The organism is Corynebacterium imitans (assembly GCF_000739455.1).
In the GTDB taxonomy this organism is placed as follows: Bacteria; Actinomycetota; Actinomycetes; order Mycobacteriales; family Mycobacteriaceae; genus Corynebacterium; species Corynebacterium imitans.
In genome coordinates this window covers 1,218,159-1,240,014 of the sequence record NZ_CP009211.1, presented here as the reverse complement: position 1 = coordinate 1,240,014, position 21,856 = coordinate 1,218,159, and the positions used below count along the sequence as shown (strand labels likewise).

Genomic DNA, 21,856 nt, shown 5'->3' with positions numbered 1-21,856 from the left:
CTCCTACTTCTGCGCGCCCGCTTCGCGGTCGCGCTTGTTGGCAATCTGCGAGCTCAGGCCGTGCAGGCGCACGAAGCCCTTGGCCAGGGTCTGGTCGAAGGTGTCGCCCGTGTCGTAGGTAGCCAGGTTGAAGTCGTAGAGCGAGTGGTTGGAGCGGCGGCCGTTGACCGTCGCCTTGCCCGCGTGCAGCTCCATTCGGATATCGCCGGTGACGTGCTCCTGGGTGGACTCGATGAACGCGTCCAAGGAGCGCTTCAGCGGGCCGAACCAGAGGCCGTCGTAGACCTCTTCGGACCAGCGGGCGTCGATAAGCCGCTTGTAGCGCGCGAGCTCACGCTCGACGGTGACATCCTCCAGCGCCTTGTGCGCGGTGATCAGGGTGATCGCGCCCGGTGCCTCGTAGACCTCGCGGGACTTGATGCCCACCAGGCGGTCCTCGACCATGTCCAGGCGGCCGATGCCCTGCGCACCGGCGCGGCGGTTGAGCTCCTCGATGGCCTCCAGCACGGTGACCTTGCGGCCGTCGATGGCGACGGGCTTGCCGGACTCAAAGGAGATGATGACCTCGTCCGGGGCGTTGCCCAGCGCCGGGTCCTCGGTGTAGGCGTAGAGGTCCTTTGTCGGCGGGTTCCACAGGTCCTCCAGGAAACCGGTCTCGACGGCGCGGCCCCACACGTTCTGGTCGATGGAGAACGGAGATGCTGCGGACTGCTCGATCGGCAGGTCCTTGCCCTCTGCGAACTCGATGGCCTTGTCACGGGTCCACGCAAAGTCGCGCGCAGGTGCCACGATCTCCAGATCCGGGTCCTGGTTAAGGAAGCCGACCTCGAAGCGGACCTGGTCGTTGCCCTTACCGGTGCAGCCGTGTGCGACGTGAGTACCGCCGTGCTCCTGTGCTGCCTCCACCAGGTGCTTGACAATCAACGGGCGCGAAATGGCGGATACCAGCGGGTACTCGCCCTGGTACATGCCGTTGGCCTTGATGGTGGGCAGGCAGTACTCCTCGGCGAACTCGTCCTTCGCGTCCACCACGACGGACTCGACCGCGCCACAGTCGAGCGCGCGCTGGCGCACCGACTCCATGTCCTCGCCGCCCTGACCCAGGTCGAGCGAGACGGCGACGACGTCAGCGTCCAGCATTTCGCCCAGGTACGGGATGGCGACGGAGGTATCTAGACCGCCGGAGTACGCGAGAACAACGCGATTGCTCATGAAAAGAAAGCTCCTTTGCTTTAGGTGTAAATCAAGTTGAAAAATTTCACGCTTGGCTAAGCGTACCCCGGTGCCTTAAGCAGCGGGGCAACCGGCGTGCACCGCCTATTCGTTGGCCGGGTGGACATGCCCGAAGACTTTGACGCCCAGGTCTTTGCCGGTAAGCGGCTCGCGCGCAAGCACGAAGATTGTGTCGTCGCCGGCGATACAGCCGACCACCTCGTCCAGGCCAACCCGGTCGATGTAGCTGGCCAGGTACTGCGCAGCGCCCGGCGGTGTGCGCAGCACGGTGGTGTTGCCCGTGTAGTCCACGGAGACCACCAGTTCCTCGATCATCCGGCGCAGCTTTTCCCGGGGACCGGACTGCACCACGTTGATGGAACCGGTATCAGAAGTCACCGTGTAGTAGGCGCGACCGCCGCCGAGCGGGCGGATCTTCTTCGCGCCGAGCTCGTCTAAGTCGCGCGAGAGCGTCGCCTGGGTGATCTCGATGCCGTCGGACTGCAGGATCTCGGAAAGCTGCGCCTGCGAGGACACCCGGGTCGAGCTGATGATCTCTAAAATGCGGGCCTGCCTGGCGGTACGCGAGACGGGTTGGGTCATGCGCTTTCCTCCTGGTGTGTCAAAAGCCAAGCCAGCAGCGCTTTCTGCGCGTGCAGGCGGTTTTCCGCTTCGTCGAAGACGCGGGAGGCCGTGCCGTCGATGACCTCTGCGGTGACCTCGTTACCGCGGTAAGCGGGCAGGCAGTGCAGGAAGATGGCGTTCTCACCGGCGCGGGCCATGAGGTCAGCGTTGACCTGGTAGGGCAAAAATGGGGTGCGGCGGTCCTTGCCGTCGTCCTCCTGCCCCATGGACACCCAGGTATCGGTGATGACCACGTCGACGCCGTCGACGGCGGCCAAGTCAGCGGTCACGGTCACCTCGGCCCCGGTCTCGGCTGCGCGGGCGCGGGCACGCGTGACGAATTCCTCCTTCGGGTGGAAGCCCTCCGGTGCCACGATGGCGATGTCGACGCCCGCGGTGGCAAAGCCAAGCATGTAGGAGTTGGCCATATTGTTGTCGCCGTCGCCAAGGTAGGCGGCGCGCAGGCCTTTGAGCTTGCCAAAGTTCTCTTGAACCGTCTGCAGGTCCGCCAAGATCTGGCAGGGGTGCAAATCGTCGGAGAGCGCATTGACCAGCGGTACCGTCGCGGTCTCCGCCATTTTGTGGAAGTTGTCGTGGGCGTACGTGCGCCACACGATCGCGTCCACAAAACGGGAGAGCACCGCCGCCGTGTCCTGCAGGGTCTCGCCCTTGCCCATCTGCGACTTCGACGTATCCGTAACAATCGCGTGCCCGCCAAGCTGCGTGATGCCCACGTCGAAGGAGAAGCGGGTGCGCGTCGACGTCTTGTCAAAGAGCACCGCCACCGACTTCGGCCCCGCAAGCGGGCGGTGCGCAAAGCGGTCGCGCTTCATCTTCGCGGCCAGCGCGAGCACCTCGGCCTGCTCGACCGGGGAAAGATCGTCGTCTGCCAAAAAGTGTCTGGTCATCCTAGTTCCCTTTCTGCTGCTCCGTCGCGTCCCGCAGGGCGAGCGCGACCCGCTCGAGTGCGGTGTCAATGTCTTCGTCAGTGATCACGAGTGGCGGTGTTAAGCGCAGCACGCTTGCCGACGGCGCGTTGACGATCACCCCGCGCTTAAGCCCAGCCGCCACAGCTTCCTTCGCCACAGGCGCTTCGAGCACGGCACCGAGCATGAGTCCGCGGCCGCGGACTTCGCGCACCCCATCGATCGCCGCCAGCCCTTCGGCGAGCTTCTCGCCCTTGCGGCGCACCTCGGCGAGGAAGTCATCATCGATCGTGTCGAGGACGGCGTTGGCAGCGGCGCAGGCCACCGGGTTGCCACCGAAGGTGGTGCCGTGGCTGCCCGGGGTGAACAGCTCCGCCGCCTTGCCGCGCGCGAGGACCGCGCCGATCGGCAGCCCGCCACCGAGCCCCTTGGCCATGGTGACGACATCGGGCCCGATGCCCTCGTGCTGGAACGCGAAGAAGTCGCCGGTGCGTCCGATGCCGGTCTGTACTTCGTCGATAAGCAGCAGTGCCCCGCTCTCATCGCAGATTTCGCGCAGGCCGGTAAGGAAGCCCTCCGGGGCGGGGATCACGCCAGTCTCGCCCTGGATGGGCTCGACGATGATCGCGGCTACCTCGGACGGGTTCTCGGCCACGAGCGCGCGCACCGCGTCGAGGTCGCCGTAGTCGAAGAACTCGACGCCGGCGGGCAGCGGCTCGAAAGGCGCGCGCTTTTCCGGCTGACCGGTCAGCGCCAGCGAACCCATCGTGCGGCCGTGGAAGCCGTGGACCGCGGCAAGCACCCGGGACCGGCCAGTCAAGCGTGCAAGCTTGAAGGCGGCCTCGTTGGCCTCGCCGCCGGAGTTGCAGAAGAACAGGCGCGCACTCTCGTCGCCGAAGCGGGCTTTCAGCTTTTCCGCGGCGGCCACGACCGGCGTGGAGCCGAAGAGGTTGGACACGTGCCCGAGCGTGCCGATCTGGTTGCTCACGGCCTCCACGATCGCCGGGTGTGCGTGGCCTAAGGAGTTCACCGCGATACCTGCGAGCAGGTCGATGTAGTCGGTGCCGTCCTCGCCGGTGGCGTGCGCGCCCTTGCCGGAGACGAGCGTGACCGGCGGGGTGCCGTAGGTGTTCATCAGCGTGGCGTTCCACTTAGACGTTGGCGTATGGGTCATGCGGTTTCATCCTTCCTGAAGACTGTGCCTTCTGGGTACTCGTTCGCGTCGTAAGCTTCCGGCAAGACCATCGTGCCGATGCCGCCGACGGTCAGCAGCTCAAGCAGCACCGAGTGCGCGATGCGGCCGTCGATGACGTGCGCTGCCTTGACCCCGCCGTTGACGGCGGTGAGGCACGCGCCCATCTTCGGGATCATGCCCGTATCCAGCTTAGGCATCATCTGCGCCAGGTCATCGGCCTTGATCTTGGACAGCAGCGAATCCTTGTCCGGCCAGTCGGTGTACAGGCCCTCGACGTTCGTGAGCACCACCAGGCGCTCCGCGCCGATGGCGGCGGCCAGGGCACCGGCGGCCTCGTCGGCGTTGATGTTGTAGACGTTGCCATCCGTGCCCGGGGCGATGCCGGAGACGACCGGGATGCGGCCTGCCTCGATGATGTCCATCACCGCGGAGGGGTTCACGTCTGTGATGGTGCCGACCAGGCCGATGTCGGTGGGCGTGCCGTCGACGTCGACAAAGCGGCGCTCGGCGGTAAACAGCCCGGCGTCCTCGCCGGAGGTGCCCACCGCATACGGGCCGTGCGAGTTGATCTTGCCCAGTAGGTCGCGGCCGACCTGGCCGAAGAGCACCATGCGCACCACGTCCAGGATCTCCGGGGTGGTCACGCGGAACCCGCCGACGAACTCGCCGCCGTCCAAGTCCAGGCGCTTGAGCATCGCGGTGATCTGCGGGCCGCCGCCGTGCACCACCACCGGCTTCGCGCCGACGGTGCGCAGAAAGACCATGTCTGCGGCGAAGGCGGCCTTGAGCGACTCATCAATCATGGCGTTGCCGCCGTACTTCACCACCACGATCTTGTCGCGGTAGTGCTGCAGCCAAGGCAGCGCCTCGGCAAGGACGTGTGCGCGCGCCTCGCTGGTCAACGACTGCAGTGCGCTATCCATATGCTTCCTCTATTCCTGCGGGTATTAAGAGCTGTAGGCCGAGTTGATTTCCACGTAGTCGTGCGACAGATCGGTCGTGTGCACCGTGGCCTTGCCCGGCCCGCCGGTGCCAAGGTCCACGAGCACGTCGATATCCGCGCCGCTCAGATCCACCTCGCGTGCTCCCGGCGTACCAGTCGAGTCGATGCAGACCGCCTCGCCGTTAAAAGAGACAGAGATTTTGTCCGGGTCCATCTCCGCATCCGCCATGCCGACGGCGGCGAGCGTGCGGCCCCAGTTCGGGTCCGAGCCGAACATCGCGCACTTGAACAGGTTGTCGCGCCCGAGCGTGCGCGCGGCGTTGAGCGCCTGCTCATCGTCGGCGGTACCGGTGACCGTAATGTTGACGCGCTTGGTCACGCCCTCGGCGTCCGCTTGCATCTGGCGCGCGAGCGAGTCGCACACGTGCAGGATGGCAGCGTCGAGCTCTTCCTGGCGCGGGGTGGTGCCACTAGCGCCGTTGGCCATGACGATCACCGTGTCGTTTGTGGACGTCGAGCCGTCAATATCCACCGTGTCGAACGTGACCTTCGTGGCTTTGCGCAGCGCCACCTCCAGCGCCTCCGGCGTGGCCTGCGCGTCCGTGGTGATGCACACCAGCATCGTCGCCAGCGAGGGTGCCATCATGCCCACGCCCTTGCCCATCGCGCCGACGGTGAAGCCCTCGCCGGAGTACACGGCTTCCTTACGCACCAGGTCGGTGGTCAGAATCGCGTCTGCGGCCGCCTGGCCGTTGTCGGTGCCAAGCGCCGGGACGAGCGCGTCCACTCCCCCTTTGACCTTGTCCATCTCCAACAGCTCGCCGATCAGCCCGGTCGAGCAGACCGCGACCTCGCCCGCGTCCACGCCGAGCGCCGCCGAAGCATACGCCTGGGATTCGCGGGCATCCGCATCCCCCTGCGCACCGTTGCAGGCATTCGCGTTGCCAGAGTTGTACAGCACGGCACGCAGCGAGCCATCAGCCACCGCCTGCTGCGAAAGCTTCACCGGAGAGGCCTTCACGCGGTTGCGTGTAAACACCGCGGCGGCGTCGAAGCGCGGCCCGGTATTCACCACCAGCGCCATGTCCGGCTTGCCCGAAGGCTTAATCCCTGCCTGTGCGGCAGCTGCCGTGAAACCCTGCGGGGCGGTCACGCCCTGTGCATTGTGCGTACTCATAGTCTCTATTGTTCTCTTTCTTTAAGCGTCCGGGGTGTCGGATTGGGGTGCAGGTTTAAGGAGCAACGCCCTGTCGCGGGAGTCCATCCGTCTCCGCGTACCCAAGCGCCAAGTTCATGCACTGCACCGCCGCCCCGCCGGTGCCCTTAGTCAGGTTGTCGATCGCCGAGGTCATCAGCACCACGCCAGCCCCTTCATCCACCTCGACCTGCAGGTGGCACATGTTCGAGCCGACCACATTCTGGGTCTGCGGCTGCGCGCCCTCCGGCAGCAGGTGGACGAAAGGCTCGTCCTTGTACGCGGCCTCGTAGGCAGCGCGCACAGACTCCTTCGTTGCGCCCTGCGCCAGCGGTGCCGTGATGGTGGTGAGGATGCCGCGCGGCAGCGGCGCAAGCACCGGCGTGAAGCTCACGTTCACCGGGGCGTCGGTCACCTCGGCAATATTCTGCATAATTTCCGGCGTGTGACGGTGCGTTCCGGCAGTCTTATAAGCCTTGAGCGAGCCCATGGTCTCCGCCCCGAGCATGCCTACCGACGCCTTCTTGCCCCCGCCGGAAACTCCAGTGATCGCCACCACGCGAAGGACAGGCTCGCACACACCCGCAGCAACCGCAGGCAGCGCCGCCAGCGTCGCGCCAGTGGGGAAACAGCCGGGCACCGCGATCCGGGTCGCACCGCGCAGCGCCTCGCGGTGCCCGAGCATCTCCGGAATGCCGTAGGGCCACGAACCAGCGTGTTCGCTGCCGTAGTAGTGCTGCCAGGCGGCGGCATCGCGCAGCCGGAAGTCGGCGGCGCAGTCGATCACCACGGTCTCGTCCGGCAGCGCCTTGCCGATCTCGGCGGAAAAGCCGTGCGGCAGGCCCAAAAAGACGACATCGTGTCCAGCGAGCACCTCGGGCGTGGTCTGCTCGATCACGCGATCTGACAGCTCCGGCAGGTGCGGCATAAGCTCGCCGACGCGCTGGCCCGCATTCGAGTTCCCGGTGAGCGCGCCGATGGTCAGCGCGCCTGATTCATAGGCCGGGTGACGCAAAAGCAGGCGGAGGATCTCCCCGCCTGCGTACCCGGTCGCCCCGGCGACTGCTACGTTCAGTGTCATACCGACACCCTACGCGTTTATGCAGTCTATTGCAAATTATACACGCCGTGGTGCTTAGCCACGCATCTCCGCGCCAAAGCGTTCCTTCGCCGCTTCCGCTGCCGCCAAGCGGCCCTCCGAAGCCTCGTCCTCGGTCAGCGTGCGATCTGGCGCGCGGAAGACCAGGCCAAACGCCAGCGACTTCTTGTCAGCGCCGAGCTGCTCGGAGCGGTAGACGTCGAAAAGCGTGACCGACTCGAGCAGCTCACCGGCACCCTCTGCGACGACCTCGCGCACCTTCTCTGCGGGTACCGACTCGTCCACCACCAGGGCGATGTCCTGGTGCAGCGCCGGGTAGGCGGACAGCTTCGGGGCGGGCAGCACCGCGTCAAAGGGCAGCGCGGAGAGGTCGAGTTCCATCGCGCACACGCGCGGCGGCAGCTCGAGTGCCTCAAGCACCTGCGGGTGCAGCTCACCGGCGTGGCCTACCACGGTCTCGCCCACACGCAGTTCCGCGCAGCGGCCCGGGTGCCACGGCAGGTAGTCCGCAGCGGCGACCTCGAGCTCCACACCTGCGGCGCGGGCAACCACGCGCGCGGACTCGATGGCATCCGCCCAGGTGTAGGCGCGCGCCTCACCAAGCGGACCCTCCGCCTCCGCGTCGCCGACCGCGACGGTCGCGGCGTACAGTGGCTGCTCCGGTACCGAGGCAAGCAGCTCCGCGATGGTTGCTTCGTCCGGGCGCGCAGCCACGCTCGGCATCGGCGAGGACTCCGCTCGCTTGAAACTGGTCTGCGCCACCGAGTAGATGGCCAGGTCTGCCCTGCCGCGGGCAACATTCTTGCCCACGGCCTCCAGCATGGAGGGCAGAAGCGTGGTGGCGAGCACACCGTAGTCGTTGTCCAGGGGGTTCTGCACCAGCACGGTGTTGCGGCGCGGGTCGTCCGCGTCCAGGCCCCAGGTGTCGAAGGTGTCGTTGGCAATGAACGGGGTCGGGATGATTTCCGCATAGCCTGCGTACGCCAGCGCGTGGGTCACCGCGCGGCGGCGCTTCTGCGCCGGGGTGAGTCCTCGCCCACCGCGCGGGGTCGGCAGGATCGACGGGATCGCGTCGAGCCCCTCGAGGCGCACGATCTCCTCGATCAGCTCCACGTCCTCGTTCAGGTCACCACGCCAGGTTGGCGGGGTCACCAGGAAGCGCTCGCCTTCTGAGGCGACCTGGCAGCCAACTTCCTCGAGGCGGCGCGTGATGACCTCCGCGCTGTAGTCCACGCCGATCAGCTGCGAGGGGTGCTGCGCCCCAAGCGCGATCGGCTCGCGCTGCGGTACTTCGCCAACCAGCGTGCGGCCGGTGGCAATGGTGCCGCCGGCAATGTCTTGCAGCAGCGCGCAGGCAACGTCCAGGGCCACCTCCACAATCGCCGGATCCACGCCGCGCTCGAAACGGCGCGAAGACTCGGAGCTCAGCTTGTGGTGGCGCGCCGTCTTCGCCACGGTCAGTTCGTCCCACGTCGCAGCCTCGAAGTAGACGTTCGTGGTGGTCTCGGAGATCTCCGAGGTCACCCCGCCCATCACGCCGGCCAGCGACTGGATGCCCGCTTCGTCCGCAATGACCACGTCACTGTCCCGAAGCTTACGGGTGGAGTGGTCCAGCGTCTCGAACTCCTCGCCCGCCTGCGCCTTGCGCACGGTGAGGTTCCCGGAGATCTTGTCCGCGTCGAAAGCGTGCATCGGCTGGCCGAGCAGCAGCATGACGTAGTTGGTCACGTCCGTGGCGGCGTTGACGGAGCGGATGCCGGACAGCATGAGCTCGCGCTGCATCCAGAACGGGGCTTGCGCTGCCGGGTCGATGCCCTCCACCTTGGCCAGGCCGAAGCGGGAGGCGCGGGTGTCGGGGTTCAGCGTGACGTCGTTAAGCGAGCCCTGCGGTGCGGGCACCGCCGACGTGTCGACGCCTGCGACCTGCGGGTCCTGCGCGGGGTCGGCAAACTTCAGGTCAAAGGCGGAGGCGAGCTCACGCATCAGGCCGCGCGCCGAGAGCGCGTAGCCGCGGTCCGGGGTGACGTTGACGTCAAAAATCGTGTCGGCGAGTTGCAGGATCTCCCGCGCGTCATCGCCCGGGTTCCCCAGCCCCTCGGGCAGCGTGATGATGCCCTCGCTCTTCTGCGTCATGCCCAGCTCGGCTGTCGAGGCCATCATGCCGTTGGAGATATGGTCGTAGGTCTTCCGCGCGGCGATCTCGAAACCGCCGGGCAGCACTGCTCCCGGCAGCGACACCACAACGTAGTCGCCCAGCGCAAAGTTGCGCGCGCCGCAGATGATGCCCTGCAACTCGCCAGTGCCGTTGGCCTGGCCCACGTCGACCTGGCAGTAACGGATCGGCTTCTTAAAGCCGGTGAGCTCCTCGATCTCCGCGACGCGGCCGAGCACGAGCGGCCCGGTCGTCTCTTCAATCGGCGCGTAGCCCTCGGTCTCGAACCCAACGCGCACGAATCCCGCGTCGAGCTCCTCGTCGGTAACCGTCCAGCCTTCGTTGCCAGCACCTTGCAGCAGGCGGGTGAGCCAGTTCTTAGAAATCAGCATGCTTTGATCAAAACTCCTTCTCGGTAACGCCTGCTTTAAGCCTGTACACCGAACGGCAGGGTGAAACGCACATCGCCCTCAACCATGTCGCGCATATCAGTCAGCCCGTTGCGGAACTGCAGCGTGCGCTCCAGGCCCATGCCAAACGCGAAGCCCTGGTACTCGGTCGGGTCCACGCCAACAGCACGCAGCACGTTCGGGTTGACCATGCCGCAGCCACCCCACTCGATCCAGCCAGCGCCGCCCTTCTTGTTCTCAAACCACACGTCCACCTCGGCACTCGGCTCGGTGAACGGGAAGTAGTTCGTGCGCATGCGGGTCTTTGCCTGCGGCCCGAACAGCGTCTTTGCCAGGTGGTCGAGCGTGCCGCGCAGGTGGGCCATCGTCAGGCCCTTATCCACCGCAAGCCCCTCGATCTGGTGGAAGACCGGGGTATGCGTCGCGTCCAGCTCATCAGTGCGGAACACGCGGCCCGGGCACGCGATGTACAGCGGCACGTCACGCTCAAGCAGGGAGCGCACCTGCACCGGCGAGGTGTGCGTGCGCATGACCTGCTTGGAATCCTCCGCACCGATGTAAAAGGTGTCCTGCAGGGTGCGCGCAGGGTGATCCGGGATGAAGTTCAGCGCATCGAAGTTGAAGTACTCCGCCTCAACCTCCGGGCCGTCCGCGATCTCCCAGCCCATGCCGATGAAAATGTCCGCGATCTGCTCACTCAACGTGGTGATCGGGTGCATCGCACCCACCTGCCGACGGGTCGTGGGCAAGGTGACATCCACAGCCTCTTCCTTGAGCTGCTGCTCGCGGTACTCCGCCTCGCGCAGCTTGCGCAGCTGGGCATAGCGCTTCTCGACGCGACCTCGCGCCATATTCACCATCCGCCCCGCATCCTTGCGCTGGTCCTTCGGCAGCGAACCAAGGGAGCGGCGTGCCTGCGGGATAAAGGCCTTCTCCCCCAGATGCTGCCGGTGTGCTTCTTCCAGCGCGGGCAGGTCGGCTGCGTGCTCAAAGGCCTCGATAGCTGCCGCGGCGGCGGCGTCGAGTGCCTCCTCGGTCAGTTGGATCTCGGGAGTCTCGGACACTCTCGTCCCTTCCACTTCTAAAGATGATAATTTTCGCGCACACCAGCATACCCGCGCAGCGGAGCACCACCAGGAGGAGGTGCTTAGAGCGCCTTCGAGGACTCCCACATGCACATTGCCGCGGCGGTCGCCAGGTTCAGCGACTCTGCACTGCCCTTGATCGGGATGGAGACGCGGTGGTCCGCGAGTTCGAGAAGCTCCGAGGGCAGCCCGTGCGCCTCGTTGCCGAACAACCACGCAGTCGGCTTCGCCAGCACCTCGCTGGCCTCATCGAGCGGGACCTCCCCATCCATTGCCGTCGCCACAATCTGCAGGCCCTGCGCCTTCAGCTGGCCTACGACATCCTTGATGTTGCGTTCCCGGGCCACAGGCAGGTGGAACAGCGAGCCTGCCGAGGCGCGCACCACCTTGGAAGATTCCGGGTCGACCGTGTCGCCGGCGAAAATTACCGCGTTGGCACCGGTCGCGTCCGCGATACGGATGATGGTGCCCGCGTTGCCAGGGTCATTTGTCTCCACCCCGACCGCGACGAACTGCGGATTTCCGCGCAGCGCGGCACCAACGGTCCACAGCGCCGGCTTGCACACCGCGAAAATGCCGGTGGTGCTCACCATGTCCGTCATGTGCTTTGCGGCCTGATCCGTGATCGCGTGGGTGTACACATCCATGTACTCGGCGGTGGTGACGATCTCCGCAAACTCATCGGCGGCACGCTCGGTGACAAACAAGTCTGTGGCCGCCCCCGTGGCTACCGCCGCCTCGACGGAGTTCTCCCCCTCCACGAGGAACTGTTTTGCTTTCTTGCGCGCCTGCGCCCGGTGCAGCTTTGCCGCATTGATAACGCGCGGGGTGCGCTCGGTAAAAGGTTGGGAGAAATCGAGTGCCATGTCCTCACACTCTACTCACCGACTAGCGCAGGAGCCGCACTCCGCGTGCATCCGTGCGAAACGTTCCGCTGCGGGTGAACACCATGCACAGATCCACGATCACCCAAATCACCAGTGCAAACCAGAACAGGAAGCCGATGAGCACCGCAGTCGTGAACCAGCCAGCCAAGTAAAGGCCGAGTTGGATAAGCCCGCGCTTGGTGTAGCCGGCGTAGAAACTGTGCGCGCCGAAAACGCCCAAGAACAAGCACAGCAGCACGGTGATCACCCACGAGCGCGGTTGCTCCTGGCCCGATGGCACCGCCCCAGACTCCGACAGCGACTGCGGTGGCTGCCAGCTGGGAGCCTGCGCACCGTACTCCGCCCAGTCATTCTGAAAGCTGGACACGTACGGTGACTCGCGCTTTCCACTGTTGCTGTAGGGGTTCGTCATGGCACACACGATACACACTGACACCGATACGGTCTCCGCACGAACTGTCCGCACATACGTAAAACGCCCACCTGCGGGTGCAGGTGGGCGTCGACAAGCTAAAGGCGCTTATGCAGCCTTCGGTGCGTTGACGTCCTCCGGGAGGGCGTTCTTAGCGATCTCGCAGATAGCGGAGAACGCAGCGAAGTCGTTGACGGCAAGCTCAGCGAGAATCTTGCGGTCGACCTCGACCTCAGCCAGCTTCAGGCCGTGGATGAGGCGGTTGTAGGTGATGTCGTTGAGACGAGCAGCAGCGTTGATGCGCTGGATCCACAGCTTGCGGAACTCGCTCTTACGCTTACGACGGTCGCGGTAGGCGTAGGTCTGGGAGTGCAGCCACTGCTCTTTCGCCTTACGGTACAGGCGGGAACGCTGGCCGCGGTAGCCCTTCGCGGACTTCAGAATCGCGCGGCGCTTCTTCTTGGCGTTGACTGAACGCTTCACACGTGCCATGAGTCAAACTTCCTTTACGTTTTTGAGGTATATGTGCGGTAATGGGATGCGCGGAAGGCTTTAAGCCTTGCCCAGCAGGCGCTTGATGCGCTTCTGGTCTGCGCGGGCCACGTCGGTCGTGCCGGACAACTTGCGACGACGCTTCGAGGTCATCGACTCGTTGAGGTGGCGCTTACCGGCCTGCTCACGACGCAGCTTGCCCTTGCCGTTAACCTTGATGCGCTTTGCGGTGCCCTTGTGGGTCTTCTGCTTCATGGTAAAAGCCCTTCAGAGTTGAAAAATGTGTGCTACTTCTTGCCCTTGCGAGCCGGACCAAAGACCATCGTCATGTTGCGACCGTCCTGCTTCGGGCGGGACTCGACCACGCCCAGCTCGCCGATGTCATCGGCGAGACGCTCAAGCAGACGGAAGCCAAGCTCCGGACGGGACTGCTCGCGGCCGCGGAACATGATAGTGACCTTGACCTTGTTGCCCTTCTCCAGGAAGCGCTCGACGTTGTTCTTCTTCGTCTGGTAGTCGTGCTCATCGATCTTCGGGCGGAACTTCTGTTCCTTGACCACGGTCTGCTGCTGGTTTTTGCGCGCTTCGCGGGCCTTCTGATCCTGCTCGTACTTGTACTTGCCGTAGTCCATGATCTTGGCTACGGGCGGCTTGGCCTTCGGTGCCACCTCGACCAAGTCAAGGTCGGCGTCGTATGCCAACTTGCGAGCGTCATCCGTACGGACGATGCCCACCTGCTCGCCGGACGGACCGACAAGGCGAACTTCCGGAACGCGGATGCGTTCGTTGATTCGAGCTTCAGCGCTGATGAGAACTCCTAAAGACGAGAATTACAATGTGATCGCTACCAAGCCCCAAGCGATGCTCGTCCCACACGAAAAACCCGCTAGTCTTACACAGGCTAGCGGGAGTTCATCCATACCGGCAGGGCACGGACATATCTCCGTGCGCCCTACCGTTGACCCGTATCCTTCGCAGCGAGTGTGCCGCGCGGCTTGGGGTGGGAGTAACTCCACTTGCGGCCCGTACACCTAGAAAAGGAGCACTGGGCGGTAGTGCCTTGAAACATTAACAGCTTCGGCTAGAAAGTCAAAATCACCGCCCGCCAAAGGCTTTTAGACGAGCACGCGCTGCAAATACTCGCCTGTGAAGGAGCCCTCGACCTGCGCCACGTCTTCGGGAGTGCCCTGCGCGACCACCGTGCCGCCGCCGGAGCCGCCCTCGGGACCCATGTCGATGATCCAGTCCGCGGACTTGACCACGTCTAGGTTGTGCTCGATGACCAACACAGTGTTGCCCTTCTCTACCAGGCCGTTGAGCACCAGCATGAGCTTGCGAATGTCCTCAAAGTGCAGGCCGGTGGTCGGCTCGTCAAGGATGTAGATCGTGCGCCCGTTGGAGCGCTTCTGCAGCTCGGTTGCCAGTTTCACGCGCTGCGCTTCGCCGCCGGACAAGGTCGTTGCGGACTGGCCGAGGCGTACGTAGCCCAACCCGACGTCGACAAGCGTGGCGAGGTAACGGTGGATGGACGAGATCGGCTCGAAGAACTCTGCTGCCTCGGAAATTGGCATGTCCAGCACCTCGGCGATGGTCTTGCCCTTGTAGCGCACCTCGAGCGTTTCGCGGTTGTAGCGCGCACCCCCGCAGACCTCGCAGGGCACGTACACGTCCGGCAGGAAGTTCATCTCGATCTTGATAGTGCCATCGCCGCGGCAGGCTTCGCAGCGCCCGCCCTTCACGTTGAAGGAGAAGCGGCCTGCCTTGTACCCGCGCACCTTCGCCTCCTGCGTCTCCGCGAAGAGGTTACGGATCTTGTCAAACACGCCGGTGTACGTTGCCGGGTTCGAGCGCGGCGTGCGCCCGATCGGACTCTGGTCCACCTGCACGAGCTTGTCCAGCGAGTCGAGGCCCTCGACGCGCTTCACCCGCCCCGGCACCTGGCGCGCACCGTTGAGCTCGTTTTGCAGCGTCTTCGCCAGAATCTCGTTGACCAGCGTGGACTTGCCGGATCCCGAGACACCGGTCACGGCCACGAGCAGGCCAAGCGGGATCTCCACCTCGACGTTTTGCAGGTTGTTCTCCCGCGCGCCGACCACCTTGATGGTGCGATCCGCATCCACCGGGCGGCGCGTGGCAGGCACCTCGATCTTCTTCCTGCCGGCGAGGTAATCACCCGTGATCGAGTTCTCGGCCTCCTTCAGGCCCTCCGGCTCTCCCTGGTAGACCACTTCCCCGCCGTACTCGCCTGCACGCGGGCCGATGTCGATGAGCCAGTCCGCCTCGCGAATCGTGTCCTCGTCGTGCTCCACCACGACAAGCGTGTTGCCCAGATCCCGCAGCTTCTTCAGCGTGGCAATCAAGCGGTTGTTGTCGCGCTGGTGCAAGCCAATCGACGGCTCGTCCAACACGTAGAGCACGCCCGCCAGCCCGGAGCCGATCTGGGTGGCCAGGCGGATGCGCTGTGCCTCGCCGCCGGAGAGCGTGCCCGCGGACCTGGCCAAAGTAAGGTAGTTCAGGCCGACGTCCAACAGGAAATGCAGGCGCGCCTGGATCTCGCGCAGCACGGCACCCGCGATCATCTCCTCGCGGTAGCCCAGCACCAGGTTGTCCAGGTACTCAGAAGCGTCTTCGATGGAAAGCTCGGTCAGCCCCGCGATCGAACGCTCGCCGTGCGTGGTCGAATCCAGCCGCACCGCAAGAATCTCCGGCTTCAGGCGCGCGCCCTTACACGTCGGGCACGGCACCTCGCGGGTATACGCCAACAGGCGGTCCTTCTGCGTGTCCGTCTCCGCCTGCTCGAGTTTGCGCTCGAGGTAGCCGATCACGCCCTCGTAGGCCGCGGTGAACGAGCGCTGCCGCCCGTAGCGGTTCTTGTAGCGCACGCTGACCTTCGTGCTCGAGCCCTGCACCAAATGCTTCTGCTGCGTCTTCGTCAGCGAGGAAAACGGCGCATGCGCGTCGAAGTCCTCTTCCTTCGCTAGCGCCTCGATCAGCCGCACGAAGTACTTCTTATTCGGGCTGGAGTTCCACGGCTGGAAGGCGTCCACGGCCGGCGCGTCCGGGTCCGGGATGACCAGGTCGGTGTCGATCTCCTTGCGCACGCCCAACCCGTCGCAGGCAGGACACGCGCCGAAGGGCGAGTTGAAGGAGAAGGCGCGGGGCTCATATTCCTCCACGTCCAGCTTGTGCCCGTTGGGGCAGGCCATCTTCTCCGAAAAGATCTGCACGCGCTCCGGGTCGTCCGCCTCGAGGTCGACGAAATCGAAGCCGACCAGCCCGTCGGCAAGCTTGAGCGCGGTCTCAACGGAATCGGTGAGGCGCTGCTTCTGGCTTGCTTTGACCTGCAGGCGGTCGACGACCACGTCGATGGTGTGCTTGATCTGCTTTTCCAGCTTCGGCGGGTCAGAAAGCTGGTAGGTCTCGCCGTCGACATTGACGCGCGAGTAGCCCTGCGCGGCCAGGTCGGCGAACAGGTCCTGGAACTCTCCCTTGCGCTTGCGCACGATGGGCGCGAGCACCTGGAACTTCGTCCGCTCCTCGTACTGCAGGATCTGGTCCACGATCTGCTGCGGCGTCTGCCGCTGGATCACCGCATCACACTGCGGGCAGTGCGGGGTGCCCGCGCGCGAGTAGAGCAGGCGCAGGTAGTCATAAATCTCGGTGATCGTGCCTACCGTCGAGCGCGGGTTGCGGTTCGTGGACTTCTGGTCGATCGAGACCGCCGGGCTCAAGCCGTCGATGTAATCGACGTCGGGCTTGTCCATCTGCCCGAGGAACATGCGGGCGTACGAGGAAAGCGATTCCACGTAGCGCCGCTGCCCTTCAGCAAAGATGGTGTCGAAGGCCAGGGAGGATTTGCCGGAGCCGGAAAGCCCAGTAAACACGGCCATCTTGTCGCGCGGTAGGGCGATATCTACGCCCTTAAGGTTATGTTCGCGCGCGCCGCGCACCGTGAGCCATTCAGCCACGTCACCACGTCCCTTCCCGAGTACGTTTCTATTGCTCTTCTGCCCTAGAAGCTACCAACCCCTCACAACTGTGCTTTCCCCCGGCCTATTCCAGATCTGTCTACGCTAGGGTCCATGACGCTTACTTTGCATCACATTTCTGTGTCCGAGATGGACAACAACTGCTACCTCATTTGTGCCGGGGACAAGGGGCTGCTTATCGACGCCGCCGCGGCCCCCCAAGCACTCCTCTCCCTCGCCCGTGACGCCGGCGTGAAGATCACGGACGTGCTGACCACCCACCGCCACCACGACCACACCCGCGCGCTCGTCGAGGTGCTCGAGGCGACCGGGGCCCGGCACTGGGCTCCCTATCTGGACGCGCCGGCGCTGCCTGCCGCAGTCGACCACGAGCTGCGCGACGACGACGTGCTCGAGTTCGCCGGGCACCAGTTTCCTGTCTCCATCCTGCGCGGCCACACCCCGGGCGGCGCAGCGATTGCCGTGGAAATCGACGGCGTACCGAACCTCTTCGTCGGCGATTCCCTATTCCCGGGCGGGCTGGGCAAGACGTCCTCGGAGGGTGACTTCGTCCGCTTGTACAAGGAGGTCAAGGACAAGCTCTTCGCCGTCTACCCGGACGAGGCCATCGTGCGGCCGGGCCACGGCAAGCCAACCACCCTGGGTGAGGAGCGCCCGCACCTGGACGAGTGGTGGCAGCGACGCTGGTAATACCTGCCAATACCGGCACGTTTGCACGCGCGTAGCCCGGGTCCCCACCAGAAGCACGGAAACGCAAGTACAGTTGGTGGTAGACGAGTCCGTTTCGGGCTCCGATCGCAAGATCCCCATAAACGTAAATGAGAAGGAATGGTTATAGAGATGATTCGTAAGATCGCTCGCCCGATGCTGGCGTCCGTGTACATCATCGATGGTGTTGAGACCATGCTGAACCCGGCCGGCCACAAGGAGGCCGCAGCATCCGCGCTGAAGAAGGTACGCTCCGTCGTGCCGCGCGAGTACCGCGGCCTGGTGCCGAAAGACCCGGAGACCGCCGCGCAGCTCGTTGGCGGTGTGAAGGCAGGTGCTGGCAGCCTCTTCGCCATCGGCAAGATGCCGCGCACTTCCGCATCCCTGCTGGCGCTGACCACCGTGCCTTCCCTGATTGGCCGCAACGCCTTCTGGGAGGCCGAGGATGAGGACGACAAGGCTCGCCGCCGCACCGGCGCTCTGACCGACGTCGCGCTCGCCGGTGGTGTGCTGCTCGCCACCGTCGATACGGACGGCAAGCCGGGCCTGCAGTGGCGCGCGCAGAACGCAGCAAAGGTTGCAAAGAAGAACGTGCAGCAGGCGCTGCCGACCCAGTCTGAGACCGAGAAGGCCATGAACAAGGCCAGCGACTGGTTCAGCGACGCGACCGAGACCGTCACCGACTACGTCGATGACAACAAGGACGACTGGAAGAAGACCGCTGCCCACGCCACCGAGGTCGCCGGCGACTGGTTCGATGACGCCAAGAAGCAGACCTCGAAGTTCCTCTCCGAGACCGCGGATCGTGCGCAGGACGCCTACGAGGACTTCGACGCGGAGAAGCTCATTGACCAGGCCAAGCCTTCCAAGCTGCAGCAGTACAAGGCAAAGCGCAAGGTCAACGCCGTCGTCGGTGACCTGCAGGACTCCATCGATGACCTGCGCCCGAGCACGCTGGACAAGCTGTCCGCCAAGCACAAGGTGAAGAAGAACCACAAGAAGTTGGAGAAGAAGGCGCAGGATTCCGTCGATAAGCTGCAGAAGGCTTTCGACAAGCTCGACGCTGATCCCTCCTTCATCACAAAGCTGAAGTGGAAGCGCAAGGCAAAGAAGGCGGAGAAGCGCGCCAAGCAGACCGTGAAGAAGCTGCAGAAGAAGCTGGGCTAAACCCCCGCGCTTTTACACTGAAGCCCCGCCAGTCCGGAATAATCCGGGCGGCGGGGCTGTTTGTTGCTACAGCGGTACACCCCGCGACCAACCGTGAGGAGGAATGACCGGGTGGGAAACCCCGAGAAGATCGCAGCCGAACAGGCGTATGTGGACACGCTCTTTGCGCACCTCGACGCAGAGGTGACAGCGGCGCAGGAAAAGCTTGCCGCAGTGCAGCGCGACGTGGATCCAGACAACCCCGACTCGGATGCGCTCGTGCGGCGCGAGACCGAGTACCACGGACTTAACGCGAAACTCGACGCACTGAACATCGCCGAGGTGGGTCTCGTCTTCGGGCGTATCGATGTGGCTGACGACGAGGTGGAAAACCCAGTGCCCGGCCGCGAAGGCTTGGAGCGGCGCTACATCGGGCGAATGGGCATGGACGACCGCGAGGACAACTACCGCACCTTGCTCCTCGACTGGCGGGCCCCGCTCGCGCGCCCCTTCTACCTCGCCACCACCGCGCACCCAGAGGGTGTGGAGCAGCGGCGCAACATCCGCATGCGGGGGCGCACTGTCACCGCCGTGGATGATGAAGTACTCGCCGGGGAAGGCCTCGACGCGGAGGTCGAGCGCGGCAACGTCGGCTCCGAGGCAGCCCTGCGGCACGCGATGAACGCCGCCCGCACGGGACACATGCGCTCCATCGTGGAGACGATCCAACGCGAACAGGATGAGATCATCCGCGACCCCACCCGCGGCGTGATGGTGGTGCAGGGCGGGCCCGGCACTGGCAAGACCGCGGTCGCGCTGCACCGGGTGGCATACCTTTTGTACACATGGCGCGAGCAGCTTTCGCGTACCGGTGTGCTCATCATCGGGCCGAACCCCGCCTTTTTGGACTACATCTCGCGGGTGTTGCCGGAGCTGGGCGAGACCGGCGTGGTGCTTTCGACCATCGAGGATCTGGTGCCCGGCTTCCGCCCAACCGCCAGCGGTGAGTCGGCGGCGGCGCGCGAGGTGAAAGGCTCCGAGGAGATGGTCACCATCCTTAAGCGCGCCGTCCAGGCTTACGAGACGGTCCCTGCTGCTCCGGTGCCGCTGAAGATCGGCTCGGTCGACATCGCGGCGACCCCGACCATGGTCAAGGCGGCACGGACGCGTGCGCGCCGCTCCCGCAAGCCGCACAATCAGGCGCGCGAGTTCTTCGCGGAACACCTCACGCAGTCGCTCGCGGAGGCGCTCGCCGATCGCATTGGCCGTGACCCGCTCGGCGGCGAGAACCTCCTGTCCACCGCCGACGTGGACCAGCTCCACGACGATCTCGCTGAGGAGCAGCAGGTCATCGACTTGGTCAACGAGTACTTCCCCGAGCTCGACCCGGCCGAAGTACTCGATGCAACTCTGACTGACCGCGCCCGCATCGAGACCGTCGCCGGCGACTACGACGCCTACACACAAGACGCGCTCTACCGCGCGCCGGGCACAGGGTTTTATCCTTCAGACACCGCGCTTTACGACGAGCTGTCCGTCCTCATCGGCGTCACCGACCCCACCGAACAGAAAGCAAAGGAAGAGGCGCAGTGGCGACAGCTCGTCGAGGAAGCCGAGGACGCGCTCGACGTGTTGGCATCCTCCGAGTCGACGGATAACGACGACGACCAGTTCGAAGCCGAGATCCTTTCCGCCGCCGACGTTATCGACGCCGAGACCCTGGCCAGCCGCCAACGTGTCACCGACATTCGCTCCACGGCTCAGCGCGCCCGCGAGGACCACACCTGGGCCTACGGCCACGTCATCGTCGACGAGGCCCAGGAGCTCACACCGATGGAGTGGCGGATGGTCTTCCGCCGCTGCCCATCGAAGTGGATGACACTAGTCGGCGATACCGCGCAGACCTCCTCCCCCGCCGGCAGCGACGAGTGGGCCATGACCCTCGAACCTTTTGTGGGCGAGCGCTTCCGTACCCACCAGCTGACGGTGAACTACCGGACCCCCGCCGAGGTGATGGAGTACGCCGACGAGCTCCTTGCCGAGATCGACCCCGAGGCGAGCTCTTCGGTGGCGATCCGCGAAACCGGCGTCCCCGTGCGCCACCTGCCGGCAGGCACAGATCCGGCGGAGGTTGTTGGTTCACTGCAGGCCGATGGCAGGATGGTCGCCGTCATCGACGCGGACAACGTTGCGCAGATGAAGGGGCTAGAGTTCGACCACGTCATCCTGGTTGATCCCCGCCGCATCGTCGACGCCTCACCGCAGGGCCTGCAGGATCTCTACGTCGCCGCGACTCGCGCAACCCAGAGCCTAACGGTGATCGGCGAGCTTTAATACCCCCACCGCGCACAACAAAACCGGCCGTCTCTCTGCGAGAGACGGCCGGCTGTGTGTGAACGTATTTACTTGACGGTGTGGACGATCATCACGTCACAGTCGGACTGGCGGGCCACATCTGCCGGCACGGAGCCGAGCAGGCGGCCGGTCAGCGAGTTGATGCCGCGGTTACCAACCACCAGCAGCTCAGCGTTGTTGTCGTTGACGATCGCCATGAGCGCCTCAACCGGGGTACCCGGGCGCGTCGCGGTCTGCACGTCCGAAACACCGAAGCTACGCGCGTGCTCAGCAGCTTCCTCTAGGTTCTTCAACGCCTGATCATCGCCCAGGATGGTTACCGAGTCCTGGCGGAGCGCCTTGGAAGCGTCTTCCTCACTGCGGTAGTAGGCCGTGCCAATGACCAGCGTCGCGTCGAAGGCCGCGGCCATCTTTGCTGCACGCTCCACTGCAAGCAAGGAGGACTTAGATCCGTCAGAGCCGACGACGATGGTGTTGTAGTAATCAGCCATGGTGTAATGGATGACCTTTCATCAAGTTGGGGAATCTTTACACATGATACTCCGGACCCGACCCTATTGGTTAGTCGTGTCCCTCTGCCCTGGTGTCCACCAGCATAACGTCTACTGGTGCCTTCTTCGCCACGTTCCCGGGGATGTTGCCGAAGAGCCTGCCCGCCAGCGAACGCATGCCCTTGTTGCCCACCACGAGCAGGTCGACCTCGTACTCCGCAACCGACTCGAGCAGCACGTTCGCCGGTTGGCCCGCCTTGGAGACCACGTTGATCCGCGGTGCCTGTTCCTCCTCCGCGATGGCGCGGGCGCGGGCGAGGATCTCCTGCGAGCCGGTCTCGGTGACGATGTCGATTTTGCTCAACTCCGCGTTAGTGGAGTTCAGCATCGATCCGGAGGCCGTGTAGTGCGCGCAGATGACCGTCAGCTGTGCGTCGTAGACGCGGGCGAGGCTCGCTGCCGCGCGGACAGCGACGAGCGACGTCGGCGAGCCGTCGGTACCTACTGCGATCGAGTTATAGGAATGCATGGTGCG

Annotated in this window: 20 protein-coding genes; 3 read left to right on the top strand and 17 right to left on the bottom strand. The window is 64.7% G+C overall.

Annotated elements, in window-relative coordinates; genetic code table 11:
• Positions 1–3 precede the first annotated feature (3 nt).
• From CIMIT_RS05820 to uvrA, 15 genes are all read right to left on the bottom strand, one after another.
• The gene (locus tag CIMIT_RS05820) at positions 4–1,212 is read right to left on the bottom strand and encodes an argininosuccinate synthase (RefSeq protein ID WP_038590421.1); all 1,209 of its coding nucleotides are present in this window, start codon (positions 1,210–1,212) and stop codon (positions 4–6) included.
• A gap of 105 nt (positions 1,213–1,317) precedes the next feature.
• Positions 1,318–1,815 (bottom strand): arginine repressor, encoded by a 498-nt coding sequence (locus CIMIT_RS05815; RefSeq protein WP_038590419.1) that lies wholly within the window; start codon positions 1,813–1,815, stop codon positions 1,318–1,320.
• Positions 1,812–2,744: an ornithine carbamoyltransferase gene (gene argF, locus CIMIT_RS05810; protein WP_038590416.1), complete on the bottom strand. Its 933-nt coding sequence runs from the start codon at positions 2,742–2,744 to the stop codon at positions 1,812–1,814. Before argF ends, CIMIT_RS05815 begins: the two co-directional genes overlap by 4 nt.
• Position 2,745: 1 nt before the next feature.
• A complete protein-coding gene (locus tag CIMIT_RS05805) occupies positions 2,746–3,936 on the bottom strand; it encodes an acetylornithine transaminase (RefSeq protein WP_051904833.1) in 1,191 nt (396 codons plus the stop codon).
• On the bottom strand, positions 3,933–4,880 hold the full coding sequence (argB, locus tag CIMIT_RS05800; RefSeq protein WP_038590412.1) for an acetylglutamate kinase: 948 nt from the start codon (positions 4,878–4,880) through the stop codon (positions 3,933–3,935). Before argB ends, CIMIT_RS05805 begins: the two co-directional genes overlap by 4 nt.
• A gap of 24 nt (positions 4,881–4,904) precedes the next feature.
• Positions 4,905–6,077 (bottom strand): bifunctional glutamate N-acetyltransferase/amino-acid acetyltransferase ArgJ, encoded by a 1,173-nt coding sequence (argJ, locus tag CIMIT_RS05795; RefSeq protein WP_038590409.1) that lies wholly within the window; start codon positions 6,075–6,077, stop codon positions 4,905–4,907.
• Between the two features lie 55 nt (positions 6,078–6,132).
• Positions 6,133–7,176 (bottom strand): N-acetyl-gamma-glutamyl-phosphate reductase, encoded by a 1,044-nt coding sequence (gene argC / locus CIMIT_RS05790; protein WP_038590406.1) that lies wholly within the window; start codon positions 7,174–7,176, stop codon positions 6,133–6,135.
• 54 nt (positions 7,177–7,230) lie between these two features.
• Entirely contained in the window at positions 7,231–9,738 is a 2,508-nt protein-coding gene (pheT, locus tag CIMIT_RS05785; RefSeq protein ID WP_038590403.1) for a phenylalanine--tRNA ligase subunit beta, read from the bottom strand.
• A 35-nt stretch (positions 9,739–9,773) separates the two neighbouring features.
• Positions 9,774–10,820 carry a phenylalanine--tRNA ligase subunit alpha gene (gene pheS / locus CIMIT_RS05780; RefSeq protein ID WP_038590400.1) on the bottom strand — a complete coding sequence of 349 codons (1,047 nt, stop codon included), beginning with the start codon at positions 10,818–10,820 and terminating at the stop codon, positions 9,774–9,776.
• An 83-nt stretch (positions 10,821–10,903) separates the two neighbouring features.
• On the bottom strand, positions 10,904–11,707 hold the full coding sequence (locus tag CIMIT_RS05775; protein ID WP_038590397.1) for a TrmH family RNA methyltransferase: 804 nt from the start codon (positions 11,705–11,707) through the stop codon (positions 10,904–10,906).
• Positions 11,708–11,729: 22 nt separating this feature from the next.
• Positions 11,730–12,140: a TM2 domain-containing protein gene (locus tag CIMIT_RS05770; RefSeq protein ID WP_084674276.1), complete on the bottom strand. Its 411-nt coding sequence runs from the start codon at positions 12,138–12,140 to the stop codon at positions 11,730–11,732.
• A 108-nt stretch (positions 12,141–12,248) separates the two neighbouring features.
• Positions 12,249–12,632 (bottom strand): 50S ribosomal protein L20, encoded by a 384-nt coding sequence (rplT, locus tag CIMIT_RS05765; RefSeq protein WP_038590394.1) that lies wholly within the window; start codon positions 12,630–12,632, stop codon positions 12,249–12,251.
• A 60-nt stretch (positions 12,633–12,692) separates the two neighbouring features.
• On the bottom strand, positions 12,693–12,887 hold the full coding sequence (gene rpmI / locus CIMIT_RS05760; RefSeq protein WP_038590391.1) for a 50S ribosomal protein L35: 195 nt from the start codon (positions 12,885–12,887) through the stop codon (positions 12,693–12,695).
• A gap of 32 nt (positions 12,888–12,919) precedes the next feature.
• A complete protein-coding gene (infC, locus tag CIMIT_RS05755) occupies positions 12,920–13,441 on the bottom strand; it encodes a translation initiation factor IF-3 (protein ID WP_083317190.1) in 522 nt (173 codons plus the stop codon).
• Between the two features lie 306 nt (positions 13,442–13,747).
• Positions 13,748–16,600, bottom strand: a complete 2,853-nt coding sequence (gene uvrA, locus CIMIT_RS05750; protein ID WP_038590385.1) for an excinuclease ABC subunit UvrA — start codon at positions 16,598–16,600, stop codon at positions 13,748–13,750.
• Positions 16,601–16,714: 114 nt separating this feature from the next.
• Here uvrA and CIMIT_RS05745 point away from each other — a divergent pair, with 114 nt between their 5' ends.
• The 3 genes from CIMIT_RS05745 to CIMIT_RS05735 all read left to right on the top strand — a co-directional run bounded on the left by CIMIT_RS05745 (position 16,715) and on the right by CIMIT_RS05735 (position 20,809).
• Positions 16,715–17,311: an MBL fold metallo-hydrolase gene (locus CIMIT_RS05745; protein ID WP_038590383.1), complete on the top strand. Its 597-nt coding sequence runs from the start codon at positions 16,715–16,717 to the stop codon at positions 17,309–17,311.
• 150 nt (positions 17,312–17,461) lie between these two features.
• The gene (locus tag CIMIT_RS05740; protein ID WP_038590380.1) at positions 17,462–18,496 is read left to right on the top strand and encodes a DoxX family membrane protein; all 1,035 of its coding nucleotides are present in this window, start codon (positions 17,462–17,464) and stop codon (positions 18,494–18,496) included.
• 111 nt (positions 18,497–18,607) lie between these two features.
• A complete protein-coding gene (locus CIMIT_RS05735) occupies positions 18,608–20,809 on the top strand; it encodes a HelD family protein (protein WP_231910265.1) in 2,202 nt (733 codons plus the stop codon).
• A gap of 68 nt (positions 20,810–20,877) precedes the next feature.
• Here the strand turns inward: CIMIT_RS05735 and CIMIT_RS05730 are convergent, their stop codons facing one another.
• Positions 20,878–21,321 carry a universal stress protein gene (locus tag CIMIT_RS05730; protein ID WP_038590374.1) on the bottom strand — a complete coding sequence of 148 codons (444 nt, stop codon included), beginning with the start codon at positions 21,319–21,321 and terminating at the stop codon, positions 20,878–20,880.
• Positions 21,322–21,391: 70 nt separating this feature from the next.
• The gene (locus CIMIT_RS05725; RefSeq protein WP_038590371.1) at positions 21,392–21,850 is read right to left on the bottom strand and encodes a universal stress protein; all 459 of its coding nucleotides are present in this window, start codon (positions 21,848–21,850) and stop codon (positions 21,392–21,394) included.
• Positions 21,851–21,856: the final 6 nt, after the last annotated feature.

Bases quoted from the DNA above. Each gene is read 5' to 3' on its own strand.
- CIMIT_RS05730 (WP_038590374.1), bottom strand. From the start codon at position 21,321: ATGGCTGATTACTACAACACCATCGTCGTCGGCTCTGACGGATCTAAG.
- argJ (WP_038590409.1), bottom strand. From the start codon at position 6,077: ATGAGTACGCACAATGCACAGGGCGTGACCGCCCCGCAGGGTTTCACG.
- CIMIT_RS05805 (WP_051904833.1), bottom strand. From the start codon at position 3,936: ATGACCCATACGCCAACGTCTAAGTGGAACGCCACGCTGATGAACACC.
- rpmI (WP_038590391.1), bottom strand. From the start codon at position 12,887: ATGAAGCAGAAGACCCACAAGGGCACCGCAAAGCGCATCAAGGTTAAC.
- rplT (WP_038590394.1), bottom strand. From the start codon at position 12,632: ATGGCACGTGTGAAGCGTTCAGTCAACGCCAAGAAGAAGCGCCGCGCG.
- pheT (WP_038590403.1), bottom strand. From the start codon at position 9,738: ATGCTGATTTCTAAGAACTGGCTCACCCGCCTGCTGCAAGGTGCTGGC.
- argF (WP_038590416.1), bottom strand. From the start codon at position 2,744: ATGACCAGACACTTTTTGGCAGACGACGATCTTTCCCCGGTCGAGCAG.
- argC (WP_038590406.1), bottom strand. From the start codon at position 7,176: ATGACACTGAACGTAGCAGTCGCCGGGGCGACCGGGTACGCAGGCGGG.
- CIMIT_RS05770 (WP_084674276.1), bottom strand. From the start codon at position 12,140: ATGACGAACCCCTACAGCAACAGTGGAAAGCGCGAGTCACCGTACGTG.
- CIMIT_RS05815 (WP_038590419.1), bottom strand. From the start codon at position 1,815: ATGACCCAACCCGTCTCGCGTACCGCCAGGCAGGCCCGCATTTTAGAG.
- CIMIT_RS05740 (WP_038590380.1), top strand. From the start codon at position 17,462: ATGATTCGTAAGATCGCTCGCCCGATGCTGGCGTCCGTGTACATCATC.
- CIMIT_RS05775 (WP_038590397.1), bottom strand. From the start codon at position 11,707: ATGGCACTCGATTTCTCCCAACCTTTTACCGAGCGCACCCCGCGCGTT.
- CIMIT_RS05820 (WP_038590421.1), bottom strand. From the start codon at position 1,212: ATGAGCAATCGCGTTGTTCTCGCGTACTCCGGCGGTCTAGATACCTCC.
- argB (WP_038590412.1), bottom strand. From the start codon at position 4,880: ATGGATAGCGCACTGCAGTCGTTGACCAGCGAGGCGCGCGCACACGTC.
- CIMIT_RS05725 (WP_038590371.1), bottom strand. From the start codon at position 21,850: ATGCATTCCTATAACTCGATCGCAGTAGGTACCGACGGCTCGCCGACG.
- CIMIT_RS05745 (WP_038590383.1), top strand. From the start codon at position 16,715: ATGACGCTTACTTTGCATCACATTTCTGTGTCCGAGATGGACAACAAC.